Annotated in this window: 5 protein-coding genes; 2 read left to right on the top strand and 3 right to left on the bottom strand. The window is 38.9% G+C overall.

Going from position 1 to position 3788, the window contains the following annotated elements; translation table 11 throughout:
• Nucleotides 1-209 (top strand): SMP-30/gluconolactonase/LRE family protein (locus tag AC1DDX_RS25110; RefSeq protein WP_477622799.1); only part of this gene is annotated, 209 nt, incomplete at its 5' end.
• A 36-nt stretch (nucleotides 210-245) separates the two neighbouring features.
• Here AC1DDX_RS25110 and AC1DDX_RS25105 read toward each other — a convergent pair.
• On the bottom strand, nucleotides 246-644 hold the full coding sequence (locus AC1DDX_RS25105) for a nuclear transport factor 2 family protein (protein ID WP_288883905.1): 399 nt from the start codon (nucleotides 642-644) through the stop codon (nucleotides 246-248).
• Between the two features lie 142 nt (nucleotides 645-786).
• Between AC1DDX_RS25105 and AC1DDX_RS25100 the strand changes: the two genes are divergently transcribed.
• Nucleotides 787-1773 (top strand): AraC family transcriptional regulator, encoded by a 987-nt coding sequence (locus tag AC1DDX_RS25100; RefSeq protein WP_172662462.1) that lies wholly within the window; start codon nucleotides 787-789, stop codon nucleotides 1771-1773.
• Here AC1DDX_RS25100 and AC1DDX_RS25095 read toward each other — a convergent pair whose 3' ends face one another.
• Entirely contained in the window at nucleotides 1774-3357 is a 1584-nt protein-coding gene (locus tag AC1DDX_RS25095; protein ID WP_337717825.1) for a Na+/H+ antiporter, read from the bottom strand. It abuts the gene before it with no gap.
• A 79-nt stretch (nucleotides 3358-3436) separates the two neighbouring features.
• Nucleotides 3437-3788: phosphatase PAP2 family protein (locus AC1DDX_RS25090; RefSeq protein ID WP_477622798.1), on the bottom strand; the 352-nt coding region annotated here is incomplete at its 5' end.

Genomic DNA, 3788 nt, shown 5'->3' with positions numbered 1-3788 from the left:
GTATGACACTCGATGAAAAAGGCAATGTTTATCTTACTTTAGGACAAGGTGTTTTCATATACAATCCTGCAGGAGAGCTCATTGCCGAATTAAAGATAAAGGACGGGCCAAGTAACGTGTGTTTTGCAGGGAAGGACAGGAACATATTATTCATTACTGCTCGCAAAACCATATATACGCTACCAATGAAAGTTAAAGGGGTGGAATAATCCACCCTCTCTTACTCAAAAGTCATAAATACCGAATTATCTTCTCCAAAACTCATTCTCAAAATCAATATCCTCTGAGTAAACCACAACATTATTGATTAAACCGTTCCCTACAGTATACACATCAATATTGTCTATATCCAAAACCTGACCGTTTGGGCGTATGGCCTTCCAATGAACAAGACAAGCAATACTGTTTCCATTTTCGGCAAGCACTTTTATTTCTGTTAAAGCCAATGTGTTAGAGGATAGCTCAAACATTTGACCAACCATTTGAAATACCTCGTCAGCATTGCTTTTAAATCCTGAAACCACATTATCTCCGGGTTGCGACCATTTTACTTCCGGATGCAACAATGCCCCTAATTTCGCTGTATTTCCTTTTTGCACTGCAGTTAAAAATTCTGTAACTACATTCATCGCTTGATTTTCCATGTTCTTTGATTTTAAATTGTTAATTATTGTCTAATGCAAAGAAAGTGCTCACAAGGATGTTTATCCTTACCAATAAATGACAAGGAGTTGTCTTTTCACGACAAACATATTTAATGAATAACTAAATCTATAACTTTACTAAATGGAAAACCATCAGCACCGTTTTATATTGAGCCTACTTGCTTATTATGCACAAAGAGATCTTGATGTCAAAAAATTATGCAATCTGTCAGGCATCGATTTTAAATCTTTGAGGGAAAACAAAACGGTAAATTTTGGTCCAAAACAATGGAATGACATTTGGCTTAATGCAGTTCAGAACAGCCGAGATTCTTTATTTGGCCTCCATTTTGGAGAATCAATGCAATTAGCGGCACTGGGTGCCGTTGGGGAAGTCATTAAAACAAGCACCACTATTGGCGATGCTTTAACCCAGGCATCAACATTAACACATTTAATAACTGATCTGTTCAGTATGAAAGTGAATTTGAAATCAGATGTATTTGACATCATTTTCAATCCGGATAAAAAGGTAGACCATACAAATCTGGCTTACAAACAAATGGTAGATTTTTTCATGGCATTTACTATTCATGAATTGGATGGTTTGCTTTTAGAAAAAATAAAACCTCTAAAAGTAACATTTCCATACGAGATCACACACGATCAGGAATACGAGCGTGTTTTACGATGTAAACCTCAGCGAGGCGACGGCTATTGTATTCAATTCGACAAAAAAATCTGGGATGATATAATTATTACTGGTAATTACAGCATACAACAAACGCTGTTACAGCATATTGATCAATTATCCAATACCCAACCGGATAAGTTCGAAATGATGGTTTACAATTATCTTTTAGCAAAATCTTACCTCGGTATTTCATCAATAAAAGATGTGGCGGCAAACTTTAATATGAGCGTGCGCACCTTACAGCGAAAATTGGAGGAAGAAGATACAGGTTTTCAGTATATAGCGGATCAGGCAAGGAAACAACTGGCCTTAAAATATCTTAAATCAGGGGAACATCAAATAAAAGAAATCTCATACCTGCTTGGCTACAACGAATTAAGTGCCTTTACAAGGGCCTTTAAACGATGGACGGGCGCTCCACCGACATCCTACTAATTAAAGGTCAAATCGTACCCTGAGTTTTTCTTCTTCAAGATCAATCAGCCCCTGCAATTTCCTAATCACGTCTTCATCCGTATCCTGCTCTTTATTTAGCGCTGTCAGAAATAGCCGTTGTTTAATTAGTAACTGAAGGTAAACATCTTGATAATCTTTCGCTTGATGATCATATTGCGGATGTTCGAAGGCCAAATCATTCTCTAATCTAGCCCTGATCTGTTGTAATCCAGGGCTGACTTTAACCCTTTCAGAATGATTAGCATCCAGATATTGCATACTGTGTTCGGCAAGCATTTTTCTTATTCTTGAGTCCTCTTCTGATTCAGGAAGGTGGTTATCAGGATCTGACATATTAACCCATTTAATCACATAAGGAAGGCTTATTCCCTGTACCACAAGCGTTAAAAGAATCACCGTAAACGTGATGAATAAAATAAGATTTCGTTGAGGAAACGGGACCCCGTTACCCATATATGCCGGTATTGATAATGCTGCAGCTAAGGAAACCACACCTCGCATACCTGCCCAGCCTATAATAACCGGTCCTTTCCAACCCGGTCTGTTATCGGCTGTGGTTATGTAGCGGCTGATAAATACCGTAAATACAGAAGCCCCAAGTGTACTCAGTATCCTGGTAACAATAAGCACTAAAGTAATCAGAACGCCGTAACCAATAGCGGCTCCTAAACTTACGTTTCCGAGCTGATTAACGATTACCGGCAATTCCAGACCAATAAGCATAAATACAAGCCCATTTAACACAAACCCAAATGCAGACCACACATTAGCACCCCGCAATCTGCTACTGTGACTTAGGAACAAGTGACTCTTTGAGGATAGAAAAAGCCCACCACTTACTACTGCCAGCACGCCTGAAAAATGAAAATGCTCAGCAGCAATGTACATGACGTAAGGAGCAGTTAACGTAAGTATGATATCGATATTCGGATCAGTTGGCATCCATTTATGAACTGCAAAATACACTAGTCCTACTGCTATTCCAATTAGAACGCCCATTAAAACTACAATAACAAAACTCAATGCAGCTTCATGAAAAACAAAGCTTCCGGTACTAACCGCGATAATAGCAAAACGAAATACAATTAAACTTGAAGCGTCATTTAGCAAACTTTCACCTTCCAATATGGCAGTGATGCGCTTGGGAACTTTTATTGTCTTTAATATAGAGGTTGCCGACACTGCATCTGGGGGAGAAACTATTCCTCCAAGTAATAAACCCAAAGCCAATGTAAACCCTGGTATGATCATTTGAGATACCAGGGCAATCACCAGCGAAGTAAGCAATACAATCAAAAAGGCAAAACTCGTAATTACCCTTCTCCATCGCCAGAAATCTTTCCAGGAGGTATACCAGGCTGCCTCATATAGTAATGGAGGAAGAAAAATAATAAATATAAGTTCAGGGTTAATGCTAATTACGGGCAGTCCGGGTAATAAACTTATTGCAAGGCCACCAACCACAAGCACTATCGGATAGGCAATTTTCAACTTCTGGGCAAGCATTACCAGAAAAAGTATTACAATAATTATAGCAATGTACGGAATAACAATCTCGATCATAAGTCAGGGCGTATTTCCTTCTAAAAATACATTATAAACCAATAAGCTACAACCCGTTATTCGGCTAATCTATATTACATTAGAAGGTTCCGCTCAAAGAAAGCCCCATACTATGCTGCTGATAGGATGGCATTACTGTATAATTAAAACTTCCCTTTCCTGTAATCAGCTTTTTCAGTTTAGGATATAACAAGTACGACAATTTAGTAGAAAGAATACCAAATCCCGCCCCTGCAACCACATCGCTAGCCCAATGTTTATTGTTATACGTTCTGAGTACACCGGTTGCAATTGCGACCGTATACCCAGCGTAACCGTACCAAGGCGAAACATCTTTATATTCCTGTTTGAGAAATTCAGCGGCAGCAAATGCATTGGCAGTATGACCAGAAGGAAATGAAGTATATCCCGAACCGTTAGGCCTGAGTCTG

The sequence above is a fragment of the Pedobacter sp. 10L46_2 genome (assembly GCF_056395165.1).
Note: the sequence above shows the minus strand (reverse complement) of the source record. Positions and strands in the feature narration are given on the sequence as shown.